Annotated in this window: 24 protein-coding genes, 3 tRNA genes and 1 riboswitch; of the genes, 26 read left to right on the top strand and 1 reads right to left on the bottom strand. The window is 41.2% G+C overall.

Translation table 11 applies throughout. The annotated features are described in order from the left end of the window. The first annotated feature begins 184 nt into the window (after nt 1-184). The 8 genes from spoIID to fabZ all read left to right on the top strand — a co-directional run bounded on the left by spoIID (nt 185) and on the right by fabZ (nt 6,545). Nucleotides 185-1,153, top strand: coding sequence for a stage II sporulation protein D (gene spoIID / locus AC4HCY_RS19495; protein ID WP_255226045.1), 969 nt, complete (start codon nt 185-187; stop codon nt 1,151-1,153). Nucleotides 1,154-1,371: 218 nt separating this feature from the next. Beyond that, the gene (locus AC4HCY_RS19490; RefSeq protein ID WP_255226046.1) at nt 1,372-2,145 is read left to right on the top strand and encodes a M23 family metallopeptidase; all 774 of its coding nucleotides are present in this window, start codon (nt 1,372-1,374) and stop codon (nt 2,143-2,145) included. Nucleotides 2,146-2,227: 82 nt separating this feature from the next. Then, nucleotides 2,228-2,482: a sporulation transcriptional regulator SpoIIID gene (spoIIID, locus tag AC4HCY_RS19485; RefSeq protein WP_255226047.1), complete on the top strand. Its 255-nt coding sequence runs from the start codon at nt 2,228-2,230 to the stop codon at nt 2,480-2,482. Nucleotides 2,483-2,660: 178 nt separating this feature from the next. Continuing rightward, nucleotides 2,661-3,689, top strand: a complete 1,029-nt coding sequence (locus AC4HCY_RS19480; protein WP_323432811.1) for a rod shape-determining protein — start codon at nt 2,661-2,663, stop codon at nt 3,687-3,689. A gap of 454 nt (nt 3,690-4,143) precedes the next feature. Continuing rightward, nucleotides 4,144-4,926 (top strand): flagellar basal-body rod protein FlgF, encoded by a 783-nt coding sequence (flgF, locus tag AC4HCY_RS19475; protein ID WP_323432812.1) that lies wholly within the window; start codon nt 4,144-4,146, stop codon nt 4,924-4,926. Between the two features lie 12 nt (nt 4,927-4,938). Continuing rightward, on the top strand, nt 4,939-5,733 hold the full coding sequence (gene flgG / locus AC4HCY_RS19470; protein WP_323432813.1) for a flagellar basal-body rod protein FlgG: 795 nt from the start codon (nt 4,939-4,941) through the stop codon (nt 5,731-5,733). A gap of 19 nt (nt 5,734-5,752) precedes the next feature. Continuing rightward, a complete protein-coding gene (locus AC4HCY_RS19465) occupies nt 5,753-6,115 on the top strand; it encodes a rod-binding protein (RefSeq protein ID WP_491094949.1) in 363 nt (120 codons plus the stop codon). Nucleotide 6,116: 1 nt separating this feature from the next. Continuing rightward, complete coding sequence (gene fabZ, locus AC4HCY_RS19460) at nt 6,117-6,545, top strand: 3-hydroxyacyl-ACP dehydratase FabZ (protein WP_323432815.1); 429 nt, start codon at nt 6,117-6,119, stop codon at nt 6,543-6,545. Nucleotides 6,546-6,646: 101 nt separating this feature from the next. Here the strand turns inward: fabZ and yyaC are convergent, their stop codons facing one another. Further along, nucleotides 6,647-7,165, bottom strand: a complete 519-nt coding sequence (yyaC, locus tag AC4HCY_RS19455; protein WP_491094948.1) for a spore protease YyaC — start codon at nt 7,163-7,165, stop codon at nt 6,647-6,649. Nucleotides 7,166-7,441: 276 nt separating this feature from the next. Between yyaC and AC4HCY_RS19450 the strand changes: the two genes are divergently transcribed. The 18 genes from AC4HCY_RS19450 to fliS all read left to right on the top strand — a co-directional run bounded on the left by AC4HCY_RS19450 (nt 7,442) and on the right by fliS (nt 26,847). Further along, a tRNA-Pro gene (locus tag AC4HCY_RS19450) sits at nt 7,442-7,517 on the top strand. 9 nt (nt 7,518-7,526) lie between these two features. Next, nucleotides 7,527-7,602, top strand: a tRNA-Val gene (locus AC4HCY_RS19445). Nucleotides 7,603-7,738: 136 nt separating this feature from the next. Beyond that, complete coding sequence (locus tag AC4HCY_RS19440) at nt 7,739-8,464, top strand: ABC transporter ATP-binding protein (protein WP_323432817.1); 726 nt, start codon at nt 7,739-7,741, stop codon at nt 8,462-8,464. Next, nucleotides 8,457-10,097 carry a putative ABC transporter permease subunit gene (locus AC4HCY_RS19435; RefSeq protein WP_491094947.1) on the top strand — a complete coding sequence of 547 codons (1,641 nt, stop codon included), beginning with the start codon at nt 8,457-8,459 and terminating at the stop codon, nt 10,095-10,097. Before AC4HCY_RS19440 ends, AC4HCY_RS19435 begins: the two co-directional genes overlap by 8 nt. A gap of 65 nt (nt 10,098-10,162) precedes the next feature. Further along, nucleotides 10,163-10,247: transfer RNA gene (locus tag AC4HCY_RS19430), tRNA-Tyr, on the top strand. 85 nt (nt 10,248-10,332) lie between these two features. Next, nucleotides 10,333-10,431: riboswitch (SAM riboswitch) on the top strand. 267 nt (nt 10,432-10,698) lie between these two features. Beyond that, on the top strand, nt 10,699-11,889 hold the full coding sequence (metK, locus tag AC4HCY_RS19425; protein WP_491094946.1) for a methionine adenosyltransferase: 1,191 nt from the start codon (nt 10,699-10,701) through the stop codon (nt 11,887-11,889). Nucleotides 11,890-12,133: 244 nt separating this feature from the next. After that, nucleotides 12,134-12,349 carry a helix-turn-helix domain-containing protein gene (locus AC4HCY_RS19420; protein ID WP_491094945.1) on the top strand — a complete coding sequence of 72 codons (216 nt, stop codon included), beginning with the start codon at nt 12,134-12,136 and terminating at the stop codon, nt 12,347-12,349. Then, entirely contained in the window at nt 12,349-13,362 is a 1,014-nt protein-coding gene (locus AC4HCY_RS19415) for a virulence RhuM family protein (RefSeq protein WP_255226059.1), read from the top strand. Before AC4HCY_RS19420 ends, AC4HCY_RS19415 begins: the two co-directional genes overlap by 1 nt. Before the next feature lie 42 nt (nt 13,363-13,404). Continuing rightward, nucleotides 13,405-18,408 (top strand): DUF4011 domain-containing protein, encoded by a 5,004-nt coding sequence (locus tag AC4HCY_RS19410; RefSeq protein WP_491094944.1) that lies wholly within the window; start codon nt 13,405-13,407, stop codon nt 18,406-18,408. A gap of 247 nt (nt 18,409-18,655) precedes the next feature. Next, nucleotides 18,656-19,114 (top strand): hypothetical protein, encoded by a 459-nt coding sequence (locus AC4HCY_RS19405; protein WP_491094943.1) that lies wholly within the window; start codon nt 18,656-18,658, stop codon nt 19,112-19,114. 107 nt (nt 19,115-19,221) lie between these two features. Then, nucleotides 19,222-19,935: a DUF5058 family protein gene (locus AC4HCY_RS19400; RefSeq protein ID WP_323432820.1), complete on the top strand. Its 714-nt coding sequence runs from the start codon at nt 19,222-19,224 to the stop codon at nt 19,933-19,935. 12 nt (nt 19,936-19,947) lie between these two features. Then, nucleotides 19,948-20,634: a hypothetical protein gene (locus AC4HCY_RS19395; protein WP_323432821.1), complete on the top strand. Its 687-nt coding sequence runs from the start codon at nt 19,948-19,950 to the stop codon at nt 20,632-20,634. A gap of 24 nt (nt 20,635-20,658) precedes the next feature. Beyond that, nucleotides 20,659-21,999, top strand: coding sequence for a CapA family protein (locus AC4HCY_RS19390; RefSeq protein WP_491094942.1), 1,341 nt, complete (start codon nt 20,659-20,661; stop codon nt 21,997-21,999). Nucleotides 22,000-22,015: 16 nt separating this feature from the next. Continuing rightward, a complete protein-coding gene (locus tag AC4HCY_RS19385; protein ID WP_491094941.1) occupies nt 22,016-23,323 on the top strand; it encodes a M20/M25/M40 family metallo-hydrolase in 1,308 nt (435 codons plus the stop codon). A 62-nt stretch (nt 23,324-23,385) separates the two neighbouring features. After that, a complete protein-coding gene (locus tag AC4HCY_RS19380) occupies nt 23,386-23,943 on the top strand; it encodes a TetR/AcrR family transcriptional regulator (protein WP_323432824.1) in 558 nt (185 codons plus the stop codon). Between the two features lie 86 nt (nt 23,944-24,029). Further along, nucleotides 24,030-25,934: a hypothetical protein gene (locus AC4HCY_RS19375; RefSeq protein WP_491094940.1), complete on the top strand. Its 1,905-nt coding sequence runs from the start codon at nt 24,030-24,032 to the stop codon at nt 25,932-25,934. After that, the gene (locus AC4HCY_RS19370) at nt 25,931-26,227 is read left to right on the top strand and encodes an EscU/YscU/HrcU family type III secretion system export apparatus switch protein (protein WP_323432826.1); all 297 of its coding nucleotides are present in this window, start codon (nt 25,931-25,933) and stop codon (nt 26,225-26,227) included. The genes AC4HCY_RS19375 and AC4HCY_RS19370 overlap by 4 nt, the downstream gene beginning before the upstream one ends. A gap of 182 nt (nt 26,228-26,409) precedes the next feature. Continuing rightward, nucleotides 26,410-26,847, top strand: a complete 438-nt coding sequence (fliS, locus tag AC4HCY_RS19365) for a flagellar export chaperone FliS (protein ID WP_323432827.1) — start codon at nt 26,410-26,412, stop codon at nt 26,845-26,847.

Here is a 26,847-nt window from a genome sequence, read left to right as displayed (position 1 = left end):
TCATAAACATTTCAATTCTAATACATAAGACGATAATATTCAATAAAAAGCGCCCGATATACTTCGGCAAATAATCATACAATCATACACATTTCGACTGTCAAAAGAAAACAGTCATAATTATTTATTCCCACAAATAGTATAGACATATAACAGTCAAAAGCTGGTTTGGAGTGGTGTATGTATGAAGAGGTATTCATTTAGCATTGTTTTATTGCTTTTTTTGATTTTCGCATTGCCTGTAATAATAATAAGCTGTTTCAAAAAAACCCCTAAAGAGCTAAAAACGGAAAGCCAGTTGTATGTGAATGTCTATGACAGCAAGTCAAGCCAGCTGGTGGAGATAGAATTTGAGGAATATATTGAAGGCGTTGTGGCAGCAGAAATGCCTGCAAGCTTTCATATTGAAGCCTTGAAAGCCCAAGCTTTAGCAGCCAGAACTTATACCTTGCTGAGGATGGTGAGCTATGGGGGAAATGGCTGCACTAAGCATCCGGGGGCTGATATATGTACAGAACCCGCCCATTGCCAGGCTTATAGAGATCCAAAGGCTCTGGGAAAGGCCTATAAGAAGATTCACGAGGCAGTTGCTTCCACTAAAGGAGAGGTTATTGTATATGAAAACGGGCTTATAGATGCGGTTTTTCACTCCACCAGCGGAGGCATTACGGAGAATTCCGAGGATGTATGGGTAAACAAGGTACCGTATCTGAGGAGCGTGCTGAGCCAATATGAAGACCATTCTCCAAAGCTCATAAGCACGAAAAATATCAGTATTGATGAATTTGTATCAGGCATGATGTCTTTGGACAATACAATGAAATTGGATAAGAAAAAATTGGCGGGCCAAATTCAAATAATTGAGAGGAGCAGCGGAGGAAGGATATTGAAGATGAAGGTGGGCAACAGGTATTTTAAGGGGAGGGATCTGAGGGATCAATTTGCATTGAATTCTTCAAACTTTACTATAGATGTCAATAAGAATGATATAAGCTTCGCAGTTGTCGGAAACGGCCATGGCATAGGAATGAGCCAATATGGGGCCGATGGCATGGCACAGCACGGCTCGACCTATAGAGAAATAGTAAAGCACTACTATACAGGCGTGGAAATCGCGCCGATGGAAAGCTTCCGTAAGGACTTTGAAGATTAATATATCTAAGCGAGAATATTGTGGAGCATCTTAGATTTTGTTAATGAAACACAGCGACCGCAGTTTCAATTGTTTGAGCGTTAGCGAGCTTTGAAGCTGCAGCGTAGTGAATTTACAAAATATTAGGTGCGTAACTTTAATTGGAGTGTGATATTTAATCGCATTTTATTGTATTTTTTTTCAAACCTCTGGCAATAATACTGGTGGAGGTGTAACAAATGAAATTTGATGAGTTTTTCTCGAAGCGCAAAATTTATATCCCTGTTGTAATCATAATAATAGCAATGTTGGCGACGGTGGGCGCATGGCAGTATAGGAATTACTTGGACAACAAATATTCAGGCATGGATTTTGAAAAAGGGCTGGATGAGTTTGAGGATTTGGATGAAGAACTGGATTATTCAGACAGAGGCATCAGTATTGTAGAAGAGGATACGGCAGAAAAAGCGGAAAATAAGGGACAAGATATTAAAGAAGTAAATGGGAGTCAACCCTCCAAGCCCAGCATTTCAGAGGGCAAAAAAGTTGATAAGGCTGTTACGGCGATAAAGATGCAGGAACCCAAGGTTGAAACAATGCTGGCTCCTGTATTCGGAACCATATGCCTGGATTTTTCGGACAGCGATCTTCTTTACTCAAAAACTCTGGATATGTGGACTACTCATGAAGGTCTGGACATAAAAGCTGAAGAAGGCAGCCAGGTGAGGGCTGTGATGGATGGAATAATATCAGAAGTAACGAACGACCCTCAATGGGGCATGACTATTGCAATAGATCATGGAGGCGGCATAACAACGATATACAGCAACTTATCAACTCTGGATATGGTCACTATAGGCCAGGAAGTCAAAAAAGGCGATGTGATCAGCGGCATAGGCAGGACTGCAATAATTGAGATAGCGGAGGAGCCCCATCTCCATTTCGAGATAATGAAGGGTGATAAGAATTTGGATCCCAAGCTTTATTTGCCTAAACAATCTTTGAAACGATAGGGGTGTGAGCTTAATAAATGTTCTATATTGATGAAATTCAGCATATGAATGTAAAAAAGACACAGATAAGGGGGTATATTAATTGAAGGATTACATCGAAGAGAGAGCGCTTGAAATAGCAAAGTATATAATAAGCAGCAGGACGACTGTCAGAGATGCAGCCAAAATATTTGGTGTAAGCAAGAGTACAGTACATAAGGATGTTACCGAAAGACTGCCAAAAATCAATCCTGTGGTAGCTCTTCAGGTTAAGGAAATAATGGATAAGAATAAGGCAGAAAGGCATATAAGAGGCGGAAAAGCAACAAAGATGAAATATCAAACCTTAAATGTATAGCCCCCGCTTTGACTGTAAAGCTCCGGTAGTAAAATTGAGACCGGAGCTTAAATTTTGTCCGATAAAGAGGATTTTTGTATTTTATATAGAAATATATACGCTGGACTATTTGAAATTAAGGAATAGACTCGATAATTAATCTTCATAAATATATATTTTTTTAATGGAGGTATTTTGGATGTTTGGTGGACAAGATTTGGGTATAGATTTAGGTACGGCCAGCGTTTTGGTGTACATAAAGGGGAAAGGGATTGTACTGAATGAACCTTCCGTGGTAGCCATTGACAGGAATAACAATAAGATTCTTGCCGTTGGAGAAGAGGCAAGGCTTATGTTGGGCAGGACACCGGGGCATATAGTGGCAGTAAGGCCTTTGAGAGACGGCGTAATATCTGATTACAATGTTACTGAAAAAATGCTCAGATATTTTATTGATAAAGCTATAGGAAAGAGGAAAATATTTAAACCCAGAATGGTTGTGTGCGTTCCCAGCGGAGTTACCGAAGTTGAAAAAAGAGCTGTAATAGACGCTGCTAATCAAGCCGGGGCCAAAACCACGAAGCTCATTGAGGAGCCTATAGCCGCAGCGATAGGAGCAGGGCTCGACATCTCAAAGGCAAGCGGAAACATGATCATTGATATCGGCGGAGGCACCTCGGATATTGCTATTATTTCACTTGGCGGTATTGTGGTTTCTTCCTCCATCAAGGTTGCGGGGGATAAGTTTGACGAAGCTATAGTAAGATATATGAGGAAGAAGCATAATGTCATGGTGGGAGAGCGCACAGCAGAAGATTTAAAGATAAAAGTGGGCACTGCATACCCCAGAGATGAAGAAGTAAAGATGGAAGTCAGAGGCAGAAACCTCATATCAGGGCTTCCCAAAACAATAGAGGCTACGGCTGAAGAAATGCTTGAGGCATTGGCTGAACCCGTATCTGCCATTGCAGACGCTGTACACTCCGTATTGGAGAGAACCCCGCCGGAGCTTGCAGCAGATATCAGCGACAGAGGTATCGTTATGACAGGAGGAGGCTCCTTGCTTTATGGATTAGATAAGCTTATTTCCAAGAGGACAGGCATACCGGTATATATCGCAGAGGACCCCGTATCCAGCGTTGCGCTGGGCACAGGAAAAGCATTGGAATCCATAGATTTGCTTCAAACCTCAGATCTGAACTCCAACAGAAGGATAAGCAGTTATTAAGCCGGAGGCTAGAACTCAGGATTCAGAGCTCAGAACTCAGATTTCGAAAGCTATGGTATTCCTTATGGGTCAGCTTCTGGCTTCTAGCCTCTAGCTTTGAGTATGCCGCTGGGGTCATGGGGGGACAGGGAACCACTGAAAGACACGTATTTTTTCACGGATTAACACGGAAGGATTAATTTATAATGCATAGGAAAGTGTAAATTTCTTTAATCTGCACTTTCCGTTAAATGCGTTTCAAGAAAGGCTTGTCATTGCTATGAAAGTTCGGCCCATTGTCATCCTGAAGGCTTTCGTTTACCGTTTGCGGGTATCGCATATTAATTCTGAACATAGCGTAGTTTCCGTTTCCTAGGCTTCAAAGCCTATTTTTTGAATATCCTCTAAACTATCTCCATAAAAATACCGATAAAATATAGTGATACTTTAAAATATAATGAGAACAGGTGATAAAGTGATTCGAGGATTGTACATATCAGCTTCAAGCGCTGTTTCTGAAGGAAAGAGAATAGACACGATAAGCAATAACATTGCAAATGCCAATACGTCAGGCTTCAAAAAGGACATGTATATTACCCAGAGCTTTCCGGAGATACTCACCATGAAAGTGGGAGGAGAGTCGCTCAGTATAGGCGGCGTGAGGATGCCGGCTCCTTTCAACTATATAGGGACCATGAGCGCAGGTGTCCATACAAGTGTAGTGGCTACCGACTTTACCCAAGGCCATCATGATCCTACGGGGAATCCTTTGGATGTTGCCATATCCGGCAAAGGCTTTCTGGCGGTAGAAGCAAACGGCGGGGAAAGGTATACCCGTGACGGCAGCTTTGTCATAGATGCAGAAGGCTATCTGGTCAATAAAGACGGCTATAAGGTTTTAGGGGAAAAGGGCTACATAAAAATCAGCGGTGAAGATATAAAAATAAATGAAAAAGGTGAAATAACATCGGACGGCGTACTTATTGACAGGCTGAAGCTTGTAGATTTTCAGGATTATAGTGCTTTGATGAAGGAAGGAGATAATCTCTACACTATAATTTCTCAAGAATGGGCCGATAATGATAAGGCTTTCGAAGGCACTGTCCGACAGGCCTTTATCGAAGGCTCCAATGTAAATTCGGTGAGGGAGATGGTAGATATGATAGCCATGCTCCGTACTTATGAAGCAAATCAAAGGCTTATAAAAGCCCATGACGAGTTATTGGGCAAGGCAGTAAATGAAGTAGGAAGATTATAGGAGGTATGAATCATGATGAGAGCGCTTTGGACTGCAAGCACAGGCATGACAGCTCAACAGCTTAACGTAGATAATATATCCAACAATCTGGCCAATGTGAACACAGTGGGCTACAAGAAATCAAGGGCAGAGTTCAAGGACCTTCTATACGAAACCCTGGAGAGAGAAACCGTGAGGGATGGAGAAGGCAAGCCTGTAAGTGTACAGGTAGGCCACGGAGTCAGGACTGCCGCTATAAATAAGTTCTTTACCACAGGAAATCTTGAGCAGACCTCGAATCCCTATGATTTGGCCATAGACGGCCAGGGCTTTTTCAAGGTTATAGGGCCCAATGGTGAAGAATTATATACCAAGGATGGAAGCTTCAAGGTGTCCATAGAGGACGATTCGGCAAGGCTGGTCACCTCTGACGGATATTATATTCAGGGTGACGGCGGAGAAATAGATTTGGGCACTGATATGAAGCAGGTCATAATCGATGAAGCGGGCAATATTGTAGTTAAAAGAACGGATGATACCTTGGAGGAGCTGGGAAGCTTGGTCATAACAACCTTTGCTAATCCTGCAGGCCTGGAAAGTGTCGGCAGCAATTTCTATAAAGCTACCGGCGCCAGCGGACAGCCTGTAGATACAGCCAATGACGGTTCAGGCGGATCTATACTTCAGGGATTTTTGGAATACTCAAATGTCCAAATAGTTGAGGAAATGGTAAAACTGATCCAGGCGCAAAGAGCCTATGAAATAAATTCTAAATCCATACAGACTGCAGATGAGATGCTTGGTCTGGCTAATAATCTGAGAAGATAGGATTTAAGAGGTGGAAATATTGATAAATCCCATTAATTCGGACAATAATATACAAATGAAGGCAGCTTTGGACAATGCTAAAGCCACGCAGGACCAATCCTTCGAAGAAATGCTGCAGAAGGCATCAGCCGGCAAGGATGAAGCAAAGCTTAGGGAAGCATGTGCAAATTTGGAGTCCGTATTTTTGAATATGATGTTTAAAAGCATGAGGAACACCGTAGAAAAATCAGACCTCATGGGTGAAAGCTTTGCTACCGGAGTTTATGAAGATATGCTCTATGAAAAATTTGCAGAGGAGGCCTCCAAGGGCAAGGGCCTGGGCTTGGGAGAACTGCTGTACAAGCAGCTGTCGGCAAATATCAAGATAGATGAAGAGGAATAACATGCTGGACATAAAAGAAATACAGAAAATAATACCTCATAGATATCCTTTCCTTTTGGTGGATAAGATTGTTGAAATCGAATACGGCAAAAGAGCTGTAGGCATTAAAAATGTTACTATGAACGAACCTTTCTTTCAAGGTCATTTCCCCGGCAATCCCATTATGCCGGGTGTTTTGATAGTGGAGGCCATGGCACAGGTAGGGGCGGTTTCCATACTGGCTATGGAGGAGCACAAGGGCAAATTGGCTGTATTCACGGGAATAGATGGACTTAGGTTTAAAAGACAGGTCATACCTGGTGATATTCTGCGAATGGAAGTCACCATGATAGCGATGAAGCGCGGAATAGGCAAGGCTAAGGCTGAAGCTTACGTGGGAGAGCAGCTTGCTGCCTCAGGGGAGCTTATGTTTGCGATAATCAACGGATAAGACAGGGAGACGGCAACCACTGAAAGGCACGGGAATCTCACGAAAAATCCCCAGAGCTCGTTACCTCAGTTTCTGAGCTCTGAGTTCTGAATCCTGAGTTCTTACTTCACAAGAGCCGCATAGATCCCTCGGGTGATGACCTCGGACATCTTCATGATCAGGCTGAGCCTTATGTTGTGCATGGAGAGGAATTCGCCTGATTCTGAAGAATCTACGATGCCTACTATTGATATATCACCTACAGGGGGAAGACTCTTGCCCACACCCTTTCCGGGATGGATAGGGCCATTTTTTATCTGAATGCTGCCGATGCTGTCTTCGTTGCCAAGGCACGCATCGACAGCTATTATTTTATGATCCGGATATTTTTTCTTGATATCATATACATTTTTAGACAAGTTTACCGCATGTACCGGATCATCCAGGGTTCCTATCACGGGAATTCCCAAATTTAATTTGCTGAGAAAGGTGCCTGTGAGCGGGCCTAAGCAATCTCCTATATATCTGTCGGTACCTATGCAAAATACAAGGCAGCTGCCTTTGATATGACGGTTCAGATAACTTGCCAAGATTATATGGGAATCTCTTTGAAAATAATAGGCTTTTGAACACTCCTCCAATATTACCCCTCCTGCCATTGCAAAACGCCGTGATAACGAGGCGTCAGACTCGTTATAAAATGTATATAGGCAGAAAGCTTGATTTATACATCTGATTTATTTAAATGATTTTGTTTCAGTTATTTAAATGAATTTGACCCAATAGGAAAAATGAATCTTTTGTATGATAAGAGAGCATAATATACTATGAATGAGCATTTATAAGATATTTTTAAATAAAACGCAAATTCCCTATTGAAATTTTACGAATTTTTATATATAATCTAATAGTGTCGTCGGGGTGTAGCGCAGATGGTAGCGTACGTGGTTTGGGACCATGGGGCCGCAGGTTCAAGTCCTGTCACCCCGACCATTTTTATTTGGGCGCATAGCTCAGCTGGGAGAGCATCTGCCTTACAAGCAGAGGGTCATAGGTTCGAGCCCTATTGTGCCCACCATATATGAATTTTAACCGTAGGATTCCCTGCGGTTTTTTATTTTATATTTTATCTATAATATTGATAAAATAATAAAATAAGTGTAGAATACTATTAGATATTTAAATAATCATCTAAATAACTGGAGGTTATGATCTTGATAGAAATAAGCAATGTATCGAAGACTTTCGGGGGCAAAAATAAGGCAGTGGATAATATAAGCCTTGTGATTCCTGATGGTGAAATTATCGGTTTCCTGGGACCTAACGGAGCGGGAAAGACCACTACAATAAAAATGATAACAGGAATTCTAAATAGTGACAGCGGCAGCATCAAGATCAACGGCATAGATATCTCGGAGGAGCCCATCAAGGCAAAGAAGCAGTTTGGCTTTGTGCCTGACAGCCCGGATATGTTCCTGAGGCTCAAGGGAATAGAATACCTCAACTTCATGGCTGATGTTTATGAAGTGCCGTCTCAGGATAGAAAGCCCGAGATCGATAATCTTGCAGAAAGATTCAGTATGGCAGAAGCGCTCTTTGACCAGATTCAAAGCTATTCTCACGGCATGAGGCAGAAGATCGTATTGATGGGCGTATTGCTGCATGAGCCCAGCGTATGGATATTGGATGAGCCTATGACGGGCTTGGACCCCAAGTCATCCTTCATTCTCAAAGAAATGATGAGAGAACATGCTGCCAAAAGCAAGACGGTATTTTTTTCTACCCATGTGCTGGAGGTAGCAGAAAAGATATGCGATAAAGTAGCAATAATCAATAAAGGGAAAATATTGTTTTATGGCTCTATTGAGGAAATGAGGCAGCATTTCAAGGGCGATGAATCCTTGGAAAATATGTTCCTGGAGTTGGTAGAAAATGAATAAGATGTTGAAGCTGGTCAAGATCCTCTTGAAAACAAACTTTAAATTTAATAAAAAATCTATAGCCCTGGGAGCCCTGATAGCTATATCTATGCTTCCCATGGCAGCGCTTATATGGACTGCGGCCTGGGAAGGCTACGGCGTTATGGCGTCGGTAGGGCAGCAGGGTATTATAATGTGGACGGCTATTTCCCTGGTGAGTCTGGTTACATTCATATTGGGCATATTTTTCATCATGGGCGTTTTTTATTACTCCAACGATATCGAGCTGCTGCTCCCTTTGCCATTGAAGCCCTGGCAGATACTTGGAGCCAAGTTTGCATCGGTGCTGGTTTATGAGTATATGACCCAGCTGGTATTTTTTCTCCCGGTGCTGGTTTCCTACGGTATAAAGGATAAAGCAAATTTACTTTATTATATTTATGGGGCCATCGCATATCTGCTTTTGCCTATAGTGCCGCTGGTTTTTTCCTCTTTCTTAAGCATCTTTGTTATGCGAAGCTTTAAATTTGTAAAAAATAAGGATCGGATGAAGACGATTTCGGGTATCGTTGCAATGGCAATGGCCATAGGCTTTAACATGATCATACAGAAATTTTCCGGAAGGCTTGGAAATCCTGAGGATATGATGAAACTGCTTCAGCAGGGGAATAATTCTTTGCTTTCCAAATCCCAGGATATTTTTATAATCAACAGATTTATGACCATGGCCCTGACCGATTACCGTGAGCTGCTGCGCTCCATTGGAAGCATGGCATTGGCTATTGCCGGTGCAGCAGCATTTATAGGACTGTTCTTTTATATTGGCGAAAAGTTTTATTTCAAAGGTGTCATAGGCCTGACAGAGGCAGCTCCGGCCAGAAGACCTAAAAGCGGCGCCGCCAAAATGAGCTTGTACAGGAAGCTCAGCGCTTTAAGGGCTTTCAGAGCAAAGGAGTTAAAGCTGCTTTACAGAAGTCCCGTGTACTTCATGAACTGTATTTTGATGAATTTCCTCTGGCCTGTATTCATACTGATACCTTTCTTTGCCGGAAACGAAGACCTGGGGGATATAAGGGAGCTGGCCAGGTATTTGGAAGATCCCGGCGTATTGCCTTATATTTTTGCAGGGGCAGCCGCTGCGGCTCTCTTCATAGGTGCTTCAAATATGATTTCATCAACGGCTATATCCAGAGAAGGGAAGAGCCTATATGTATCAAAATATCTGCCGGTAGATTATAAGACACAGATAAATGCAAAGGCTCAAACAGGTATACTCATGGGCCTTTTGGGAATGATAATGGCTTTCATAGTGCTCTGGCTTGTGTTCTCCTTTCCCATATATTTGATTTTTGCGGCGCTTTTGATGAGCTTGCCCTGCATCTTCTTTATAAACTATGCAGGAATCATGATAGACCTGAAATTCCCCAAATTAAATTGGGACAATGAGCAAAAAGCCGTAAAGCAGAATATGAACGGATTGCTGAATATGTTGATCAGTGTAGCTTTCGGAGCTTTGAATTTCGGCTTGGTTGTCTGGTTAAGGCTTGACTATATTTACGCTTTTATTATGATTTTCGGCTTTTATATCATAGCGGATATGCTGCTGTATAAATTTGTAACCTCATACGGATCAAGGCTGTATAAGGAGTTGTAATAAATTTCAACAAAAATAATGTTGACAAAAGCTATGCATCTGTTGTATTATAGACTTTGTCACGTGGGGAAATTCCCGAGCGGCCAAAGGGGGCAGACTGTAAATCTGTTGTCTCAGACTTCGGTGGTTCGAATCCACCTTTCCCCACCATTTTAAGACAAAAACCCGAAAGGGCTTTTTTGTTGACTTTTTTGGACAAATGTGCTAATATACTTTTGCAAACTGAATAAAGGTTACCTTATCAAGAGAGGTGGAGGGAAGGGCCCTATGAAACCCGGCAACCGGCATTGAGCGCGGTGCCAATTCCTGCAGGATTGTTCCTGAAAGATGAGGATATATTTTCGTTATGAAAATGAGCTTCTCATCAGGGAAGCTTTTTTTAATGCCGATTATGGGCAGATAGGGGGAAACGGAGAACACGGATTTTTACACTGAAAGAGGAACGACTGAAGGATCTTTTCGTGTTGGGAAAGATTCCGTGTTAATCCGTGTTTTCCGTTCTCTTAAACCCGTAAGGAATACCCTAATGCTAGAGGCTAGCAGCCAGAAGCTAGAGGCTGACCTTAAAGTAATACCCTAGAGAAAAAAAGGAGGAGATAAAATGGTAAGAAAGCTGTTTACTTCTGAATCTGTAACTGAAGGACATCCGGATAAAGTCTGTGATCAAATATCAGATGCAGTATTGGATGCTATAATGGAACACGACCCGATGGGAAGGGTTGCCTGCGAGGTCACCGCAACTACAGGTCTTGTACATGTAATGGGAGAAATAACCACTAATTGTTATGTGGATATCCAGAAAATCGTGAGGGAGACCGTGGAGGAGATAGGATATACGAGGGCAAAGTTCGGCTTTGACGCGGATACCTGCGGCGTGATCACTTCGATTCACGAACAGTCTACAGATATTGCAATGGGGGTTGACAAGGCGCTGGAAGCCAAAAAAGGAGAAATGAGCGAAGCTGATGTCGCTGCCATCGGAGCCGGAGATCAGGGAATGATGTTCGGTTATGCCTGTGATGAAACTCCCGAACTGATGCCTATGCCTATATCCTTGGCCCATAAACTGGCCAGAAAGCTGGCCCAAGTAAGAAGAGACGGTGTTTTGGATTATTTGAGGCCTGACGGAAAAACCCAGGTCACTGTTGAATATATTGATGATAAGCCTGTAAGGGTTGATACCATAGTGGTTTCCACCCAACACAGCCCTGATGTGGATCAGGCCACCATAGAGAAGGATATGATAGAGCATGTCATAAAGCCTATCATACCCAAGAATATGCTTGATGATAAAACCAAGTACTATATCAACCCCACCGGCAGGTTTGTAATAGGCGGACCTCATGGAGATTCGGGCTTGACAGGGAGAAAGATAATCGTAGATACTTATGGCGGATATGCAAGGCACGGAGGCGGAGCTTTCTCCGGCAAAGATCCCACCAAGGTTGACCGTTCGGCTTCCTATGCAGCAAGATATGTGGCAAAGAATGTGGTGGCTGCAGGCCTGGCTTCCAAATGTGAGGTGCAGCTTGCCTATGCAATAGGAGTTGCGAAGCCTGTATCAGTCCTTATCGAAACCTTCGGCACCGGAAAGATTGCCGATGATAAAATATCTGAGATAGTTTCCCGGGTATTTGATTTAAGGCCTGCTGCAATAATAAGGGATTTGGATTTGAGAAAACCCATATATAGAAAGCTGGCAGCCTACGGTCATATGGGCAGAACAGATTTAGGAGTGTCCTGGGAGAAAACCGATAAAGCCGATATATTGAAAAAAGAAGCAGGCATATAGAACAAAAACCTCTGAGAGAATACGAGTAGTCATAAGGACAACTTGTGAACCGAGGGTCAAGGTAAACTGAATACGAGAAAAAGCCATATCAATTCTATAACAGTTTTGATATGGCTTTTCTTTGTGTACAAAACAAGATTCGAAATTTGCGAATTTGCAAATTCAAATTTGAGTTGTGAAAAATTAAAATCAGTTATATAATATTACCTATAAGAAAACTGTTGGAAACAGAAAGGTGAATACCATGAAATTTTCGTATAAAAAGCTTTGGAAAATGCTTATAGATAGAGATATGATGAAAAAAGATTTGCTAAAAGAAGCAAAGATAAGCACTGTATCAATGGCAAAGATGGGTAAAAATCAGAATGTCACCACCGATGTGCTGCTCAAGGTTTGCACTGCATTGCATTGTGATATTTCTGATATTATGGAAATTGTGGAAGATGATGAGGTGCAGTAATGGATAAAAAAGATTTGGTAATCAGAAACAGCACCGCTGAATTTTTGATTTTTGAAAAGCAATCCCATGCAGAGGGCATTGAGGTACGCTATGAAGATGGCACACTTTGGTTGACACAGAAAATGATTGGCGAGCTTTTTGATGTGGAGTCCAATACCATAACATATCATCTAAAAGAGATATATTCTTCCGGGGAATTGGAACAAGAAGCAACTGCTCGAAAATTTCGAGTAGTTCAAACCGAAGGAAAAAGACAGGTCGCCCGAAGTATTGTCCACTATAATCTCGATGCAGTTATTTCTGTCGGATATCGGGTAAACTCTGTTCGTGCCACCCAGTTTAGGCGTTGGGCGACTGCTGTTTTATCAAAATTTGCACAGCAAGGCTATGTGCTTGATAGAAAGCGCATGGAGAACGGTGCTTTTCTTGATGAAGATTACTTCGAGCATTTGTTGGAAGAAATCAGAGAAATTCGCCTATCGGAAAGACGATTTTACCAGAAAATTACCGATATTTATGCAACCGCTATTGACTACGATAAAAATGCTCCTACCACCAAAAAATTCTTTGCAAAGGTGCAGAACAAAATGCACTATGCTATTACCAAACACACCGCCGCAGAAATCATTTACAACAGAGCCGATAGTGAAAAGGGACATATGGGGTTGACTACTTGGGAAAAGGCACCTGATGGTAAAATTGTAAAATCCGATGTTTCCATTGCAAAAAACTATTTATCTAAAGATGAAATTGAGGATTTAGGCAGAATTGTATCTGCCTTTTTAGAGCTTGCAGAGTCGGCGGCAAAGCGGCATATTCCTCTTACTATGGAGGATTGGGCAAACCGAATTGACAAGTTTTTGCTTTCTGATGATAGAGATGTCTTGCAAAATGCAGGTAAAATCTCCATGGAAATTGCAAAGGATAAAGCGGAAACAGAATTTGAAAAGTATAGGATTACACAGGATAGATTGTTCGAAAGTGATTTTGATAAGCTACTTGCAGATAAATAGTCTAAACGCTAAACAATAATATTGCTCTTTGGAGGAAACGATATGGTAGTCAATATTGAGAATAAAATTGAAATTTGGAAAAACAAATTACTCGATTTAGGAAAAAGAAACAAGCTAATCAATTACAAGGAAACTAAACGCTCCACATTGCGCATTACAACACCCGAGGTCTACGATTTTTGGGATAGTTTTGTTAAAGATGAAAAGCCTTTGGAATTCCCCTTTTATGATGATATCGAAGATGAGGAGGAAATATCTTTATTTGATGGTGTAGAAACCAATCAAAGTATCAAGGATATGCAAAAGACACTTCGAAATCTTAGAGATAAAGCAAAAACAGCAACAGAAGAACAGGGCATCAATGTTTTATACCTATCTTTTGGTTTCTTAGAGTGGAGCGAATCAAAAGATAGTGAACAATTCTTTAGGTCGCCGCTGATTTTAGTGCCGGTCACTCTTACTGTCGAATCCATTTCCTCACCATATATTCTTTCATTACACGAAGATGAAATACTTTTAAATCCTACTTTGAAATATAAACTTGAAAATGATTTCGGAATATCTTTACCCGAATTTAATGAAGAAGATGATTTAAGGGAATATTTTGCACAGATAAGCACATTGGTTGCTTATAACAAATGGAAGGTAATAGAAGAAACCAGTCTTAGTTTGTTATCTTTCTTAAAAATCAATATGTATAATGACCTGTCTAAACATAAGGACAGTATTATAAACAACCCCATTGTGAGAACAATTAGTGGAGATGTCTCTGCTTCTAATCGAATTCCTGAGGAAATCAACGACTATGATTTTGACACCAAGACAAAACCGATTGATATTTTTCAAGTTGTAGATGCCGATTCCAGTCAGCAAGATGCAATTCTATGTGCCAAAAAAGGCATAAGCTTTGTGCTGCAAGGTCCTCCTGGCACAGGCAAAAGCCAAACCATTACCAACATTATTTCCGAGTGTTTAGCTGAAGGCAAGAAAGTATTATTTGTATCAGAAAAAATGGCTGCATTGGATGTAGTTCATAGAAGATTAACTTTGGCAGGGCTTAATGATTTCTGCCTTGTTTTGCACAGCCATAAAGCAAACAAAAAAGCTGTTCTAGAACAGCTTGAAACGGTGCTAAATTTAGCAAAGAACAAAGCAGAACTCAGCGATGAGGCATATTTAAAATTGGACGCCTTGGAAAGAGATAGAAAAAAATTAAATCAATATGCAAATGAGCTTTTTGAAAAAGTGGAGCCGTTAGGCAAATCTATTTATGAAGTAAATGGTATTCTTGCCAACTTAAATGAATACGAAGATATTATTTTCTCTATTGAAAGTGTTGAAAATGCAGATTTGAGCCGATATAGCCGATACATATATGTGCTGACAGAATTCGTAAATAGCATCGGAAAAATGTCCGAGGGCTACGATGCAAACCCTTGGCGCGGTGCAAATGTTCAAAGTGTGACCAATGAATTGCGACATGATATTGGTGCAACACTACCTAAGCTGATTACAAAATTAGAGAAGCATCAAAACGAATTTCAAAAGCTGCAAAGAGATTTGTCGCTTACTTTGCCCCTCGCTTACTTTGCTATGAAAAAAGCAGTGGAAATATTAAAAATTTCAAAAGACTCCCCCATCATACCCGTTCAGTGGGTTTTTGGCGGAGAAATCTCACCGTTATTTGATGAAGTTTCAGAATGTGAAAACCTAAAAAACAAGTTCTACATAACAAGAAACACGCTATCTGCGCAGTACGATGTCTTATTTAGTTTAGACAAAAACATTCATCTGCCAGAGATGGACACCTTGCAATCGCACACTGCTATTAAAAAAGAGAAGGCACAGCTTGACTCTTACTTAAAAGAAAACAAGCTTTTATGTAGTATTGATAGCGTTGAAAGCTACGGTAAACTGATAAGCGAAAAGTCGCAGACCAAAGAAAAAGTTACTTTCATCAATACTATGAAAGACCAACTGTTAAGTGCGTTTGAAAAGGAAATTTTCGATATAGACTATAATGCTATTTTAGGAAGATATCGAACAGAGTACACATCCTTTTTGAAACGTTTCAAAAGTAGCTACAAGGCAGATAAAAAACAAATGCAATCACTTTATAAAAATATGTCTGCGAAAATCAGCGATGAGATTATTCTATCTGCTATTAATTCGTTAAAGGAAATTGCAGATGCCAAAGAGTGGTTGCAAGAAAACTGCACTTGCTTCAAAAGTACGTTTTGTGATGATTTTTGCTTTGAGAATACAGATTTTCAGCAGATTGAATACAGTTTACTGTTGCACACAACATTAAAAGAAGGCATTGCAACCTTAAATCATTTGCATGATATTGCTTTACAGTCTTACAATATGGAATCCGATTTAATTGCTCATTATTCATTTTTATATAATGGACTTGATACTTCATGGGATAATATTCGAAATGCCCTATCTTGGGGGGCAACATTCCGAATATTAGTAGAAGAAAACAATCTCAATCAAGAATTTGTAGAAAAAATATGTGGAGATAAAGAGATTGTAGACCTTTGCAAAAACCACGAGCAAAGCCTAACGCAGATGATTCAAGATATTGATATAGAGCTAAATTGGTTTGCAAAATTATTTGATGATGCCGACAGTTTGAAAGCAACGGAATTTTCTATTTTGGTTGACAGAATAAACCAATGCAACAATGGTTTATTCTTATTAGAGGAATGGATTGATTTCAGAAATGCAAAAAAGAATTGTCAAGCAGAAGGCTTGACCGAATATATCGAGAAAATAGAAGAAGAAAAGCTTTCTCCGAGCTATATCATACCTGTGTTTCAAAAGAGACTTTTCAGATTATGGTTAGATGCAATTCTACCGAATTACCCTGCTATTTTAAATTTTAGAAGAATTAACCAAGAAAATATAATCGGTGAATTTTCCTCCTTAGACAAGATGCAATTTGAAATTGCCAAAGCAAGAATTAAAAGTAAACTCATCAATGATTTACCTTCCTTTGGTCATTTTACAAATGGAGTAGATGAAATAAGCATCTTAAAGCGAGAACTCTCAAAACGCAGAAAAATTATACCTATCAGAAAACTGTTTCAGCAAATTCCCAATTTGTTACCTACCTTAAAGCCTTGCTTAATGATGTCACCGCTTTCCGTAAGCTTGTTTTTAGAGGCAGAAACCTATCAATTTGATACGGTTATTTTCGATGAAGCATCACAAGTATGCACCGAAAATGCCATCGGAGCTATTTCAAGAGGTAAGCAAGTCATTATTGCAGGTGACAGCAAACAGCTTCCACCTACAAACTTTTTTGGAGCTTCGTTATCAGATGTGGATTACGATACCGATGATGATGAAGAAGATGACGGATATGCATATGAATCTATTTTGGATGAGGCTAATCTTCTGCCGGAAAGAATATTGCTTTGGCATTATCGCAGTAGAAACGAGCATTTAATCGCATTTTCCAATGCGAAAATCTATAAAAACAACTTAATCACCTTCCCATCGAATGTGGACAGAATTTCAGATAATGGTGTCGAATATGTATATGTAAAAGAAGGTTTTTATGATAGAGGTGGTAAAAAAGGAAATATTATAGAGGCAAAAAAAGTGGCTGAGATTGTTTTTGAGCATTTCAAAAAGCATCCTAATCGCTCTATTGGTGTTATCGCTTTTGGCGAGGTACAGCAGCAAGCTATTGACACTGCTATTCGAAAAATGCGTATGGAAAACCAAATGTTTGAATCATTTTTTAATGAAGATAAGGAAGAACCGTTTTTCGTTAAAAATCTCGAAAATGTACAGGGTGACGAGCGAGATACCATCATCTTTAGCATCGGCTACGCAAAAGATGTAAGTGGTGTATTTCGAATGAACTTTGGTCCACTTAGCAAATTCGGTGGCGAACGCAGACTGAATGTGGCGATCACTCGTGCAAAGTATAATGTCAAGCTTATAGGTTCAATTTTACCAACCGATATTGATACAGATAAAATCACATCCGATGGACCCAAACTACTGAGGGCATATATTGATTTTGCCATCAATGGAGTTACTTCACTTTCTCGTGAAATCACAGAAAGTGATATTGTGGAACACGATTCTCCGTTTGAAAAAGCGGTTTATAATTTCCTTGATAGAAAGGGCTACAAGCTTGGTACACAGGTGGGTTGCTCTGGTTATCGAATTGATATGGCTGTAAAGCACCCAACCTTAAGTGGTCAATACGTTTTGGGCATTGAGTGTGATGGCGCGGCCTATCACTCTGCAAGAACAGCGCGAGAGCGTGACCGTCTGCGTCAAGATGTCCTTGAACAAATGGGCTGGAAGATTTATCGTATTTGGTCAACAGACTGGATAAAAGACCCTGTTACCGAAGGCGAAAAGTTAATTGAGGCAGTTGAAGATGCCTTAAAAAACTATGCCATTCCTTATGAGAATATAGGTATTACAAGTACACCCAAAGCAGAAGATTTTGTTTCGATAGAAAAGAAAACAATTTCCGCCGAGGAACAACGAAATCCCTATGGATTCGGAGAAGAAAATGCTGTTTCTTTTTCAAATTTACCTCGCAATTACAGCGGATACCTATCCATAGAGGATTGCATTACGGAAGTTGTCGATAAAAAGTTTCCTATTCACTATGATTTGCTCTGCAAAGAACTCGCTCCACTGCTTGGAAATGAAAAGGCAACCGTAAAGGTAAAGCGAGAAGTGGATTACGGGCTAAACAAACTTGGTCCCAAGATTGTTAGAAAGGGAGATTTTTTCTTCCCGGAAAACTATGATAAAGTTTCTCCTCGACAGGACAATACGAGAAAAATCGACTATGTATCAAAAGAGGAATTAGCCGAAGCAGTGCTACTTGTTCTTGAAAAATGTATCGGTGCAACGAAAGAAACACTTTGTGCCGAAACAGCCAGAGCCTACCACTATAATCGTATGACACAAAGTATTTCTTTGGCAATGGATAAGGCTTTTGAACTGCTATTGCAAGAAAAGCGTGTTGAGGTGGTTGAGGGAAAAGTTGTGAGGATCAGCTAAAAAATATAGAGTTTTTTTATATGAATATAGATTTCAATAAAGTGAAAGAAGATTTCTTGTAGATGTGAAGTAAGGTTTGACCATAGAGTTTATTAATCAATTGAAAAAACAGGTTCGCTACTTATTTTTCCATTGCCATAAACATCAAATCATTGATTATTAGTAAATCAGATTCTATAATTCTTTTTACTTTATTTCTAGATACGTTTGAGATTCTTGTGTTTTAATAATATGAACCAAATCTGCCATGGATGAAAGCAAAAACAACTTTGCCTGTTCCACCTACAAGAGGTTTGGCAAAGAAACCTGCTCCTCTCGCTACATCCAAAAAAGTCAGCTTGCAGCGGTTATTTTGGATGACTTAAAGCGTGTAACCCATTTTGCAAGGCAGTATGATGTGCTTAGCTGCATACCTGATGAGCACTACAGAACCCTGTCCAGTGAATACGCTACCGAGCAAAAATCCTTGCGAGAAAGCATCCCAAAGGCAGAAGCGAGAATGGAAAAGCTTAAAAACCCCCTTACCAATGTGGACAGATTTATTGAAAAGGCTAAGAAATATATAGAGCTTACGCCGAAACTGTCCGCCTTATATCCCGCATTATTAGGCGAGTGTTCACAAAGTATCCTTATGAACATTCGCCTAAATCTCAGGGGTTTTCAATTTGCAATCATAAAGCGGAAATATAGAGAAATAGGCTGTTGACAAAATTTTCTAACAATTATATAATTGTAATGAAACTGAAGAAACTAAAGTAGTTTCTATAAGTCAAAACAAGATTGTTTACCAGCTATATTGAGAGGAGGTCGCTTATGAAAGATTATTTGCAGATAGCGAATAATAAAATTTTTTTCTTTTGCGGCGCAATAATGATTACTTTTATCGTTTTACAGTCACTTTTATTTTTCAGACTTGCCTACAATGAAGGACTAAAGCTGGGGCTGACAAAAGCTAAGATGCTAAGGGCATTCAGAACCGGTGCTATTTCAACCATAGTGCCGACTGTTGCCGTAATAGTTGCATTAATAACCATGGTACCCGTTTTAGGGGTGCCTATTCCCTGGATCAGGCTTTCCGTAATAGGGTCCGCACCCTATGAGCTTATGGCTGCAGGAATAGGAGCTAAAGCCATGGGTGTTGACAGTCTTGGCGGAGCAGGATACAACAGTCAGGTATTCTCAGCGTCTGTATGGATCATGTGCATAGGATCTGTTTGGTCAGTTTCCCTGGTTGCTTTTTTACTGAAAAGGATAAAAAAAGGGTATGCAAAAAATATTACTGCCGACCCAAAATGGAGAACTGTTTTGATGAATGCGGCTTTCCTGGGAGTTTTCTGCATTTTTATTGCCGATCCCATTACAAAGGGCGGGCTTCCTCTGGTGACCTTATTATGCGGAGCATCGATAATGACGGTTTTGGCTTTGATAATCGTCAAGCTCAAACAAAACTGGCTTAAAGAATTCGCCCTTGCTCTCAGCATGATAGGTGCCATGGCGTGCACTGCTTTGTTCTCATATTTGTTTTAGGAGGTGCTTTTGATGATCAGATTGGATGATAAAGCTTTGAGGGAAACCGCATATGAAAGCAAAGTACATATGATCGGCAGGTGCACTCTCATCATCGGGCTTTTGCTTACGTTTCTGCCCCCGTTTATCCTGTGGCTTGCATATGGAATAATACCTCCGCTGAGTAATCTTATCAGCGGTATTATCAGTATTTCGTCGGTTATGATACCTGTATCCGTTGTCGAGATACTCACATTTTCTCCTATGCTGGGCTCGAGCGCAATGTATATGTCTTATTTGACGGGGAATATATCGAACATGAAGATCCCAAGCGCGGCCATAAGCATGGAAGCTGTGGAGGTAAAGCCTTCAACGGAGGAAGGGGACATAATATCAACGATAGCCATGGCAGGCTCCGTAATAGCCAGCGAGATAATAATTATTCTGGGAGTTATCCTTATAGCACCGATAACTGCAAAGCTCAACAATCCTATAATCCAGCCTGCCTTTGAGCAGGTCCTTCCTGCTTTGTTCGGTTCGATAGGAGCATATTATATCCTCAAGGAATGGAAGCTGGCTGTAGCCCCCCTTGCTGCAGCTGTGGCGCTCAGCCTGGTTCCCGGATTGCCCACTGCAATAACAATCCCTGTCTGCGTTTTGGCATCGGTTTTAGGGGCAAAGTTTTTATATAAAAGGGATCTCATCAAAGCAGATGAATAATAGAAGTTATGGGGGTAAGGCATTATGGAATTGAAGTTTGCGCTGCTTAAGGCTTTCTTAAAAGTATTAGGCTTTATAAAAGGTGATAAATATAAATATTCTCAGGAGCATGAAGATAATTTCAGATACATGGATATAAATGAAAAGCTTTGGTGGGGTTATAAGTCCGTAGTAAAGCAGATCGAGAGAGCAGAGAAGGGCAAAGGCATAGAGGAATATTTTGCGGGCCAGGATCTGGATTTCACGGAAGGTGAGCTTTTTAGTGCGGAAAGCAGGATTACCATATCTGCAGGAGGAGATTTAAGCGCGTCGGAGATGATATTTCCCGAAAATACTGAGCGCCTATGGGATGATGTGAGAGATTTTTATTTCGATGGGGATATAGTGTGCGCTAATCTTGAGGCGCCGATAGTTCCGGAGAGGCCTCCTGTGGGGGTACCGGCCATGTGTCTTACAGCTCCCAAGCTCAATATTTCTCCCCAAATGTTTGAAAGGTTTATAGATGAAGGCAGGGGTGTAAACTTCTTTTCTACTGCAAACAATCATAGCCTGGACCAGGGGGAGCACGGCGTTATATCAACCCTGGATTTCTTGGATTCTAAGGGATATCCCCATGTGGGAACGGCAAGGACAAAGGAAGAACAAAATGATATTCCCATAATAGAAAAGAATGGTATAAAAACAGCCTTTATATCCTATACATACTGCTTAAACGGAGAGGACTCTATACCGGGGAAGGAATACATGACCAATCTGATAAGGCTGAACAAGCCGGAGACTGATATATCACTGATAAAAGAACATGTGAGGCTGGCAAAAGAAAAGGGAGCGGACATTATCGCGGCAATGCTTCACTGGAGTATAGAGTTTGAGACTTATCCCATAAAGAATGTAATCGATATGGGACATAGTATCATGGAATGCGGGGTTGATATAATCTTGGGCGGACATGCCCATGTAGCCCAGCCCATGGAGAAATACAGATTCTTTGATCCTTATGATAAAAGGGAAAAGGACGGCTTCATCATCTATTCGCTGGGAGAGCTTGTTTCTTTAAACCTCTTCAGCAAAAACTCAAGGCTCGCTCTGCTATTAAAGCTTGAGATATCAAAGGGCATTGAGAAGGGTTTAAAGATTACCAAAATTACCGGCCTCAAGGCACTGCCCATATATATACTTTTCAAGCCTCTGGAAAACGGAAATACGGATTATAGGATACTGGATCTCAGAAAAACCTTGGCGGATATAAGGAAAGGCAAGAATCCATATGCTTTCTCCCAAGCGGATATACAGGAGTTGGAACGCCTTGAGGAACTGCTATATATGAGGCTTCTGCCCAAAAACAGTTCAAAAATATTGGATTAGCGCGGGGGTAAAAATAATGGAATGTATGAAAATTGAGGAGCTGCTGCAAAAGCTTATAAGATTTAATACCACTAACCCTCCGGGAAACGAAGCAGAGTGCATAATGTATATACATGGGCTGCTGAAAGAAGCCGGAATAGATTCTTTAATACTGGGAGACAAAGGAGACAGGCTTAATCTTATCGCCAGGCTGGAGGGCAACGGATCAAAGCCTCCTCTTCTAATGTACGGTCATGCGGATGTAGTTACTGCGGCTAACCAGATATGGCAGCATCCGCCTTTTGAAGGGATTATTGAGGACGGATACGTATGGGGCAGGGGTGCACTGGATATGAAAGGTGCAGTTGCAATGATGATATCTGCCGTTCTCAGGGCCAAATCCGAAGGCTTTATACCCTCCGGAGATATAGTCTTGTGCATCGTCTGTGATGAGGAAAACGACGGGATATACGGAGCCAAATATATAGTGGATAATTATCCTGAGCTGTTCAAAAATATCAAGTACGCCATAGGAGAGATCGGCGGGTTCACCATGCCTATAGGCGGCAAGAGATTCTATCCCATAATGGTGGCGGAGAAACAAAGATGTGCCATCAGGGCAACTGTAAAAGGGCAGGGAGGCCACGGCTCTATGCCTGTGAAGGATGGAGCCATGGCAAAGCTCGGGGAGCTTTTGGTCAGGCTCAATAAGAGCAGGCTTCCTGTTCACATAACTCTCCCTGCGAAGATGATGCTCCAAGCCTTATCATCAAATTTGGGTTTTCCGACAAACATCGTATTGAAGTCGCTTTTGAACCCTGTGCTGACGGATAAAGTCCTTGACTTGCTGGGGGATAAGGGCAGGATATTTGATCCGGTGCTTCATAATACTGCAAATGCTACGATAGTCAGAGGGGGAGAAAAGATAAACGTCATTCCCTGTGAGATAAGGCTGGATTTCGACGGCAGGATACTGCCGGGATTTGCACCGGAGGATATTATGGGTGAGCTGGGCAAGCTGGCTGGAAGAGATATAGAGCTGCAGATTTTATCCTATGATAAAGGACCGGACAGGATCGACATGGGCATGTTCGAGATTTTGGGGTCCATTTTAAAGGAAGGGGATAGAGAGGCCATACCCATTCCTTTTATAGTCAGCGGCGTTACGGATGCCAGGTTTTTCTCAAAGCTGGGCATACAAACCTATGGCTTTACGCCCATGATCCTCAAAAATGACATAGATTTTTCAAGGCTCATACACAGCGCTGATGAAAGGATACCCGTAGAAGCGTTGAGTTTCGGAGCAGAATCGATTTATAAGCTCATAGTTGGATATGACGGATGATTGAAATTCAGACAAAATATGTGATATCATTATTTTAGCATATTGACGGGATGTGATCGGGATTGAAGGATAGGATAATCGAATCTGTTTCAAAATATATAAACCTCTACGGAGTAAAAAGATTTACTGTTGATGATATAGCAAAGGACTTGGGAATAAGCAAGAGGACCATCTATAAGTATTTTGACAGCAAGGATCATATCGTAAGCGAGTTCATAAGGTTGAGTATAGAGGATAATAACAATAAAACCCTGGAAGCCGTTGAAAAGGAAGAGACACTGCTGGGCAAGATCAATGCGGCTCTCCTTTCCCATCACAAATATAAGATGCCCTTGGATATTTTGCAGGATATAGAAAAGTACTATCCTAAGGACTGGGAGCGGATAGAGGAGCAGATGAAGTTCAAGCTGGACCTGATGAAGGAGCTTGTGAATGATGGTATAAAATCAGGCAAGCTGCGGGAAGACATAAACGTGGAAGTGCTAAGCTTGATTTTGGAGAGATCCTTTAGGGCTATTTTTGAATATGACTTCCTTATAAAAAGCAATTTGAATATCAATAATGCAGTGAAGGAAATAGAAAAGATCATATTATTCGGCATATTGAAAAAAGAGGAGTGAAGGATTTCACTCCTTTATTAATTATGTATACACTTTTTGTCTCATATTGCCGATAAACTTAACAGACGGATAAAGAGGTGATGGAGATGAAAATATCTAACGATATTGCTAAGATATATGGCACGGTCCAGGAACAAAAAGGCAGCGAAGCAAAAATTGATGGAGCCAGGACGGCTCCAGGCATAAAAAGCAATGAAGGGCAATGCTCCATTGAAACTATAAGAATTCCCAAAAATCATGGCACCGCTTTGCCTCCGGAAATAAGACAGGCTCTGGAAGCCATATTCGGGAAGGAAGTGCTCCTTGATAAAGAGGCTGTACAAATATTGAAGACCTATATGGACAAATTCCCGGGCAGCCTTGACGATAAAATTCAGGTCATACAGAATCTTTTGAGCAAGGAACTGGATATAAATATGACCAATTTGAAGCTGGTGCATGAAGCTTTGTTCGGCCGTGAGGTCGGTGAGATCATAAAGGAGCTGGGAAAGGATTATGGCATCGGCTTTCAAAATACCGGTGAAAAGAGCATAGAAAGCTTGGCTGAAGAGGTTAAAAGCTTATTGGCCCAGGGAGTATCTTTGAACAGAATATGCGACTTATTGGAATCGGAAGCTTCGGATATGAGCCCAAGAGCAAAAATTATCCTAACAAAGGCGGTCAATGAAGGCCGCCAGGCTGCAGCCTACAGGATGGATGATCTGGGACAGAAAATAATAATTAAGGCATTAAAGGATGCTGCAGAAGAAGATATAGAGGAAGGTGCAGGCAAGACGGGGCATAAAAACCGAGAAAGCAGCATAGCTCCAACCTTTGAGATGAAGGAAGGGGCGGAACAGGAATATATAGCTTCAGTGCTGGGCACCGCCGGATTGGGCGGAAAGAATTATTTGGTCACGGAAGTGACCGCAAGGCTTAGGGCGGCGGGCCAAAGCTTCAAAGAGTTCAAAAGGGATATAGCAAATAATCTGGATATGGCTGTGAGGCATATAGAGGAGTCGGGAGCCTCCGGTATCAATAATGCAAGGATCGATTTGCAAAAGACCATAGATTCATTGGATAAAGCTATACTAAAAAGCGATATAGCATTATTTGCAGATATGAAGCTGGAAAAAGAACTGGTAAAGGCAGACAGTCAGCTCCAAAAAGCAAAAACGCTCCTGGATATGGGCGAATATGATAAGGCCTGCAAGCTGGTGGAAAAAGTAAAAACCACCATTGAATCATTGAACTGGAAGCCTTCCAATACGAGGGTCCTTCACTTTGCAAGCTTAAAGGAGGGCTTTGAAGAGGGCAAAAGTTCTGAAAACAAGCTTAAGACTGCTCTGAAGGGCTTGACACAAAACTTTTCTCAAGAGGACTATACACCGAGAAAGGTGTATGAAGCCTTAAGGCTTCTGGGAAGCGATCATGAAGGAGAGGCTGCCAGATTCCTTGCAGGGGAGAATGTCAGGGAAGAAGAACTGCACAATAATATCAAGTCTTTGCTTTTTAAGCTTTCTGAAAAGGGCAATCCTATGGCGGAGCTGGCACAAAAGGTCACAGGAAGCCAATTATTGAACAGGACGGATAACGGGACGCTGCAGACCATGTTTTTTGCACTGCCCTTGACTATCAACGGAAATGTCAGCGATATGAAAGTATATATCAATTCGAAAAAAGATGAGAAAAAGCTTGATTGGCAGAATTGCAGCATTTTTTTCCTCATAGATACAAAAAAATTGGGTGAGACAGGTGTTTTGCTGCAAGCCTCAGGGGGAAATCTCAGCATTACGGTGAAAAACGATAGAGAGGATTTGAAGGACAGAGTAAGCCCGCTGCTCATGGGATTTAAGGAGAATTTAAAGGAATTGGGCTATGAAGTGAGCAGCATCGGATTTGCAAGGCTCAGTGCCAAAGAGGGAGAGCAGCAGATGGCTTCAAGCCGTATGATCAATACAGCAGCAAATTCAATCAATCCTATGAAGAAAGGATTTGACATAAAAATATGATTTACAGGAATATCAACCAAGTAAAAAAAAGAGCCAGATCGGGACCTATGGCTGCAGCTTTGAATTATGACGGCAGCGGTGACGGTGCTCCGACGGTCACGGCCAGCGGTAAGGGACTGGTGGCGGCAAAGATCATCGAGATGGCCAAAGAGCGGAGCATACCCATAGAGGAGGATATGAGCCTGGTGGCAGAGCTCATAGATATGGACCTGGGAGAGAATGTGCCTCCTCAGCTCTATTCTGTAATAGCAGAGATATTGCTGCTGATCGAAAGAATGGAGAACGTTTTTTAGAACTCAGGGTTCAGAACTCAGGATTAGGGTCGGGCTGCACTGTCATTCTGAACGTATGCCTTTTTTAAACTACAAATGCATTTATTGTGTTATATATAATAAAGATTTTTGCGATGGAATCAATGTAAAGATTAAGAGGGTTTTTGTCGATACTTTATATGTATGATTTTGGAGGTGTGATTTTGAGAATATATGAAGAGCAGGAAATAATGGATATGAAGCCTCAGGAGCTTACAGCTCTTTTGTATCAGGCATTTTTAGAAAAATTGAGGGCATCGATAAAAGCTTTGGAAGAAGGAGATGCAGTAGGCTCAAATTACCTCTTGCAGGGCTGCAATGATATATTGGAAAGGCTCGGAGCAGGGATCAATTATAAGGCAGGGATCATCGCAGACCAGCTGGAGGCTTTGTACAGCTTCTGCGCTGAAACGTTGATAGAGGCCAATATTAAAAAGGATAAAGCGCTGATGGAGCAGGTGTTGACTATTATGGAGAACATATCCCAAGCCTGGTCTGCGGCGATGGAGATATCCGATATGGAAACAGGAAGCAATAATAAGCTGGGCTCTTATGAGGATCATTTGTATTATCAGCCGGCCAATGTTGATATCGCTGAATAA

It is taken from the genome of Lutispora sp. QWL-02, assembly GCF_058315355.1.
Note: the sequence above shows the minus strand (reverse complement) of the source record. Positions and strands in the feature narration are given on the sequence as shown.

What these genes read in the sequence shown, in the direction of transcription:
- AC4HCY_RS19420 (WP_491094945.1), top strand. Translation starts at nt 12,134, where the DNA reads ATGAAATTTTCGTATAAAAAGCTTTGGAAAATGCTTATAGATAGAGAT.
- AC4HCY_RS19405 (WP_491094943.1), top strand. Translation starts at nt 18,656, where the DNA reads ATGGATGAAAGCAAAAACAACTTTGCCTGTTCCACCTACAAGAGGTTT.
- AC4HCY_RS19370 (WP_323432826.1), top strand. Translation starts at nt 25,931, where the DNA reads ATGATTTACAGGAATATCAACCAAGTAAAAAAAAGAGCCAGATCGGGA.
- AC4HCY_RS19385 (WP_491094941.1), top strand. Translation starts at nt 22,016, where the DNA reads ATGGAATGTATGAAAATTGAGGAGCTGCTGCAAAAGCTTATAAGATTT.
- flgG (WP_323432813.1), top strand. Translation starts at nt 4,939, where the DNA reads ATGATGAGAGCGCTTTGGACTGCAAGCACAGGCATGACAGCTCAACAG.
- AC4HCY_RS19410 (WP_491094944.1), top strand. Translation starts at nt 13,405, where the DNA reads ATGGTAGTCAATATTGAGAATAAAATTGAAATTTGGAAAAACAAATTA.
- metK (WP_491094946.1), top strand. Translation starts at nt 10,699, where the DNA reads ATGGTAAGAAAGCTGTTTACTTCTGAATCTGTAACTGAAGGACATCCG.
- AC4HCY_RS19415 (WP_255226059.1), top strand. Translation starts at nt 12,349, where the DNA reads ATGGATAAAAAAGATTTGGTAATCAGAAACAGCACCGCTGAATTTTTG.
- AC4HCY_RS19390 (WP_491094942.1), top strand. Translation starts at nt 20,659, where the DNA reads ATGGAATTGAAGTTTGCGCTGCTTAAGGCTTTCTTAAAAGTATTAGGC.
- AC4HCY_RS19490 (WP_255226046.1), top strand. Translation starts at nt 1,372, where the DNA reads ATGAAATTTGATGAGTTTTTCTCGAAGCGCAAAATTTATATCCCTGTT.
- AC4HCY_RS19480 (WP_323432811.1), top strand. Translation starts at nt 2,661, where the DNA reads ATGTTTGGTGGACAAGATTTGGGTATAGATTTAGGTACGGCCAGCGTT.
- AC4HCY_RS19435 (WP_491094947.1), top strand. Translation starts at nt 8,457, where the DNA reads ATGAATAAGATGTTGAAGCTGGTCAAGATCCTCTTGAAAACAAACTTT.
- AC4HCY_RS19375 (WP_491094940.1), top strand. Translation starts at nt 24,030, where the DNA reads ATGAAAATATCTAACGATATTGCTAAGATATATGGCACGGTCCAGGAA.
- spoIID (WP_255226045.1), top strand. Translation starts at nt 185, where the DNA reads ATGAAGAGGTATTCATTTAGCATTGTTTTATTGCTTTTTTTGATTTTC.
- AC4HCY_RS19400 (WP_323432820.1), top strand. Translation starts at nt 19,222, where the DNA reads ATGAAAGATTATTTGCAGATAGCGAATAATAAAATTTTTTTCTTTTGC.
- fabZ (WP_323432815.1), top strand. Translation starts at nt 6,117, where the DNA reads ATGCTGGACATAAAAGAAATACAGAAAATAATACCTCATAGATATCCT.
- AC4HCY_RS19395 (WP_323432821.1), top strand. Translation starts at nt 19,948, where the DNA reads ATGATCAGATTGGATGATAAAGCTTTGAGGGAAACCGCATATGAAAGC.